General features: G+C 71.4%; 6 protein-coding genes. 3 read left to right on the top strand and 3 right to left on the bottom strand.

Annotated elements, in window-relative coordinates:
* Positions 1 to 83: 83 nt before the first annotated feature.
* Positions 84 to 623: a peptidylprolyl isomerase gene (locus Q0L54_RS07745; RefSeq protein WP_296666836.1), complete on the bottom strand. Its 540-nt coding sequence runs from the start codon at positions 621 to 623 to the stop codon at positions 84 to 86.
* 91 nt (positions 624 to 714) lie between these two features.
* Here Q0L54_RS07745 and Q0L54_RS07740 point away from each other — a divergent pair, with 91 nt between their 5' ends.
* Positions 715 to 1638, top strand: coding sequence for a hypothetical protein (locus tag Q0L54_RS07740; RefSeq protein ID WP_296666833.1), 924 nt, complete (start codon positions 715 to 717; stop codon positions 1636 to 1638).
* Positions 1639 to 1756: 118 nt separating this feature from the next.
* Positions 1757 to 2161: a heavy metal-associated domain-containing protein gene (locus Q0L54_RS07735; protein ID WP_296666832.1), complete on the top strand. Its 405-nt coding sequence runs from the start codon at positions 1757 to 1759 to the stop codon at positions 2159 to 2161.
* Positions 2162 to 2179: 18 nt separating this feature from the next.
* On the opposite strand, the gene Q0L54_RS07730 is transcribed toward Q0L54_RS07735, so the two are convergent.
* Together Q0L54_RS07730 and Q0L54_RS07725 are read right to left on the bottom strand one after the other, a co-directional pair.
* Positions 2180 to 2896: a cache domain-containing protein gene (locus tag Q0L54_RS07730; RefSeq protein ID WP_296666830.1), complete on the bottom strand. Its 717-nt coding sequence runs from the start codon at positions 2894 to 2896 to the stop codon at positions 2180 to 2182.
* Entirely contained in the window at positions 2893 to 3654 is a 762-nt protein-coding gene (locus tag Q0L54_RS07725; protein ID WP_296666828.1) for a GntR family transcriptional regulator, read from the bottom strand. The genes Q0L54_RS07730 and Q0L54_RS07725 overlap by 4 nt, the downstream gene beginning before the upstream one ends.
* 132 nt (positions 3655 to 3786) lie before the next feature.
* On the opposite strand from Q0L54_RS07725, the gene Q0L54_RS07720 reads away from it, so the two are divergent.
* A partial coding sequence (locus Q0L54_RS07720) for an ATP-binding cassette domain-containing protein (protein WP_296666826.1) occupies positions 3787 to 4192 on the top strand: 406 nt, incomplete at its 3' end.

Genomic DNA, 4192 nt, shown 5'->3' with positions numbered 1-4192 from the left:
CCGCAACGCTGACAGCGCACGTACGAGACGCGCTCGGTGTGCCGCGGGCAGACCGGCGGCGCGGTGGGCTCCGAGCTCACGCTCTACTCGGCGAGGGTGACGCCGGTGATCATCACGTCCTCGAGCGGACGGTCGCGGCCATCCGTCGCGGTGGTGGCGATCGCATCCACGACGGCGCGCGACTCGTCGTCCGCGACCTTGCCGAAGATGGTGTGCTTGCCGTTGAGCCAGCTCGGCTTGTCCACGGTGATGAAGAACTGCGAGCCGTTGGTGCCACCGGGACGGCCGGTGATGGGGTTGAGGCGCTGGCCGGCGTTCGCCATGGCGAGCAGATAGGGCTCGTTGAACGTGAGCTCCGGGTGGATCTCGTCGTCGAAGGTGTAGCCGGGGCCGCCGGTGCCGGTGCCCAGCGGGCAGCCGCCCTGGATCATGAAGCTGTCGATGACGCGGTGGAAGACGAGGCCGTCGTAGAAGGGCTCGTTCGACTTGTCGCCGGTGGCCGGGTCCTTCCACTCCTTCTCTCCGGTCGCGAGTCCCACGAAGTTCTGGACGGTCACGGGGGCGTGGTTGGGGAACAGCTCGATACGGATATCGCCTGCGGTGGTCTGAAGGGTTGCGATCATGGGAGCCATTGTTCCATGGGCCTCGCCACCACGCGGTGCAAGTGGCAGGATGGAACGTGGATGACACAGCGAAGCACAGGAGGAGCGCAGCATGAAGAAGGTCGATTTCCAGGGCTTCGACGCCGATAAGGCTCGCGATCAGGCCGCCGAGGCGGCGAAGGTCGCTCGCGAGGCGGCTCGTGAGGCCTCGGTCGCGGCCCGGCAGGCCGCGAAGCGCGCGAAGGAGTGGGCCGGGCCTCAGTACCAGAGCGCCGTGGAGTGGGCGGCGCCGCGTGTCGAGGAGGCCTACCACGCGGGCGCGAAGAAGGCGAAGCCGTACGTGCACAAGGCCGGCGACAAGGCCAGCGCGTGGACCGACGTCGCGCACGCCGCGATCGTCGGCGCCGCGATCCCCGCGGTGCTCGCCGCCGTGGACGAGGCATCGAGCACGCCCGCGGCGAAGTCCGGGCGCTCGTGGGGCAAGGTGCTGATCCCCATCGCGCTGGCCGCCGTGGCCGGCGCCGCACTGGTGGCATGGGCGCGTCGCGACCCGGGCCGCGACGCCTGGGCCGGCGAGGACGAGGAGTGGGAGTTCGCCGCCGAGGGCGACTTCAAGGACCAACTGCGGCGCAACGTCAACAAGGCCGTCGACGCCGCCGCCGACGCGGCCCGCAAGGCCGCCGAAGCCGCGACCACCGCCGCAAACGCCGCCGCCGAGGCGATCTCGGAGAAGGCCGGTCCCACGGTCGAGAAGGTCCGTGAGGCGGCGGTTCCGGCCGCGGAGGCGATCAAGGAGACAGCGGTGACCGAGGCCAAGAAGGTCGCGGACGTCGCGGGTCCCGCCATCGCCAAGGTCAAGGACACCGCCGTCACCGAGGCGAAGAAGGTCAAGGAGGCCGCCGACGAGGCGCGCGCACGCGCGGCCGAGGAGGTCGCATCGACCATCGACGATGCCGAGGACGTCTGGGAGGACGAGGGCGGCACCGGCGAGGACGGCCTCACCCCCACGGAGCGGAAGTCCTCGAAGAAGAAGTAGCCCGACCGCGTTCGACGCCTTCGGGTATGACGAGGGGCCCCGCCACGGCGGGGCCCCTGGTCGTACCCGGGACCTCCGGCTTGACCTTGACGTGGACTGGAAGGTCTACCGTCGAGGTATGGAAGATCTGACTCTCACCGCCGCCCCGGTCGGCACCACCGTCGAACTGTCGGTCTCCGGCATGACCTGCGGCGGGTGCTCGTCATCCGTCGAGAAGGCCCTCGTCGCGCTTCCGGGCGTGCGGTCCGCGTCCGTCGACCACGCCACCGGCCGCGCCGTGGTGCTGCTCGCAAGCGGGACCGACCCCGGAGACTTCGCGTTCGAGGCGGACGCCGCCATCCACGACGCTGGCTATGCGCTCGAGGGCGCCGAGGTCGCGACCGGTCCCGGAGCGAAGGCTGCCGGCGGCTGCGGCTGCGGCGGCGACGGCGACGGCGCCTGCGGGGGACAGGGCAAGGCGAAGGAGTCCGCGGCGGTGACGGCGGAGTCCGAATGCTGCGGAGGCGGTGGCGGCTGCTGCTGACCGCGCAACGGCGACGGCTCAGGCCGCGCGCGAGACCGCGAGCGTGCCGCCGCACCCGGGCACCGGATGCCAGTCGCAGTGCCATCCGAGCCGCTGTGCCGGGATCCCCGGCTCGACCGCTGCCTCGCTCGCGGCGACTATTCGACCCGAGGCGGTCCCGAGCACCATCGGCACCACAGCCGCGCGCAGCACGCCGTCGGTGAGACCCTCGAGCGCCGCGACCGACAGGTCCGCCCCGACCACTCCCGCCACGAAGCCGTTCGCATGGACGGGCACCGTCAGCGTGAGCGTGAGCTCATCGGTGCACAGGTAGTCGATGTAGGGCCCCGTGAGATGCGGGCGGTCGGACTCGACCGCACCGCGCCACCATTCAAGCCGTGTGTAGTCGTGGAACGACTCGTCCAGCGGGTTCTCGATGGACACCAGCCGGCGCAGCGAGCCCTCCCGGCCTGCGAGCCCCACGCCGTTCGTCGCGCTCAGCCACCACGCCATGTGCCACGGCGCCTCCTCGAAGTAGCCCGGCGCGGCGACGAATCCGGCGCCGATCATGGGGCGCGCATCGTCCAGCGACGGAGCGACGAGCCACTCGATGGTCTCGTCGAACTCGCTCACGCGCGCGGATCCGCGCGTCAGCGCCTCCTCGACGCGGTCCCGCCAGTCGGCGACCTCTGCGAACACCGGCGCCAACGAGGCGCCCAACACCTCGGCGATCTCCAGCACGGCCTCGATCATCATCGGTCCGCGGCCTCCCGGATCGCTAGCAGGCGGTCCACCAGCCACCCCACCTGTTCGACCACGATCCGCCGCGCCCGCTCGGGCTCCTCCGCGCCGATGGCGGCCACCAGCATGCGATGCCTTGCTGCATTGCCGGCGAGGACCGCATACTCCTGGAGCGCCACCCACAACAGGGGCCCGAACTCGGCCTGGACGCGCACCTGCTCGGCCACCAGGCGCGCCGACCGCGCCAGCGCCGCCACCTCGAGGCGGATCCCGTTCTCCGCTCGCCGCGCAGCGGCACCGTTGGCCACGGCGCCGTCCTCGACCAGCAGGGACAGGGCCTCGACCTCGTCGGGGGTGGTGAACAGCGCGGCGCGCTCCGCGGCGGCGCCCGCGATGATCCCGTAGAGCAGGCCCATGTCCCGCAGCTCGACACGCGACATCCCCGCCAGGCGCCCTGCCAGGGCGGCCCGGGCATCGTCCCCGGACCCGGAGACGAAGCTGCCGCCCGCGCGGCCGCGGCGCGTCTCGATGAGTCCGGCGACGCGCAGTGACTCGAGGGCCTCCCGAGCCGTCACCGTCGCCACGCCGAACTGGCGCGCCAGCTCGGACTCGGTGGGCAGACGCTCACCCTGCTCGAGCAGTCCCAGCTGGATCGCGTCGGCGAGGCGCTGCGCAACGGCCTCCGCGCGGCCGGCCGAGGCAAGGGGCGCGAAGATGGCGGCGTGAGTCGCCGAGCGAGCGGCCGCGGCGCCCGGTCCCCACGTGAATCCCATCAGCCCGCCTCCGCTCTCCGCCGCCATTGTGCCCCCGGGGCGCGCGATCCCAAAGATCTGGGACCAGAGACTTAATCGAACCGTTACCCGCAGGGACTTGAAAAAGACATCTGGAACCAGATGAATAGCGGTATGGATTCAGCCATCCGCCTTCGCGGTGTCCAGAAGCGGTTCGGCGACACCGTCGCAGTCGCCGATCTCGACCTCGAGATCGGCGAGGGCGAGTTCTTCTCGATGCTGGGGCCCTCGGGATCCGGCAAGACCACCGTGCTGCGCATCGTCGCCGGCTTCGAGCGACCCACGCGTGGCACCGTCGAACTCTTCGGGCGAGACGTCACCTCGCTCGCGCCGTTCGACCGCCCCGTCAACACCGTGTTCCAGGACTATGCCCTCTTCCCCCACCTCGACGTCATCTCCAACGTCGAGTACGGCCTGCGGGTGGCCGGCGTCGGGCGCCGCGAGCGGCGCGCTCAGGCGGAGGAGGCGCTGGGTGCCGTCCGGCTCGCAGGTCTCGAGACCCGCCGCCCGCACGAGCTCT

Source organism: Demequina sp. (genome assembly GCF_024642165.1).
Lineage (GTDB): Bacteria > Actinomycetota > Actinomycetes > Actinomycetales > Demequinaceae > Demequina.
The sequence above is the reverse complement of the archived record's forward strand: the minus strand, read 5'-3'. Positions and strand labels throughout refer to the sequence as shown.

Excerpts from the sequence above, each read along its gene's own strand:
- Q0L54_RS07740 (WP_296666833.1), top strand. The coding sequence starts at position 715 with ATGAAGAAGGTCGATTTCCAGGGCTTCGACGCCGATAAGGCTCGCGAT.
- Q0L54_RS07735 (WP_296666832.1), top strand. The coding sequence starts at position 1,757 with ATGGAAGATCTGACTCTCACCGCCGCCCCGGTCGGCACCACCGTCGAA.
- Q0L54_RS07745 (WP_296666836.1), bottom strand. The coding sequence starts at position 623 with ATGATCGCAACCCTTCAGACCACCGCAGGCGATATCCGTATCGAGCTG.
- Q0L54_RS07725 (WP_296666828.1), bottom strand. The coding sequence starts at position 3,654 with ATGGGATTCACGTGGGGACCGGGCGCCGCGGCCGCTCGCTCGGCGACT.
- Q0L54_RS07730 (WP_296666830.1), bottom strand. The coding sequence starts at position 2,896 with ATGATGATCGAGGCCGTGCTGGAGATCGCCGAGGTGTTGGGCGCCTCG.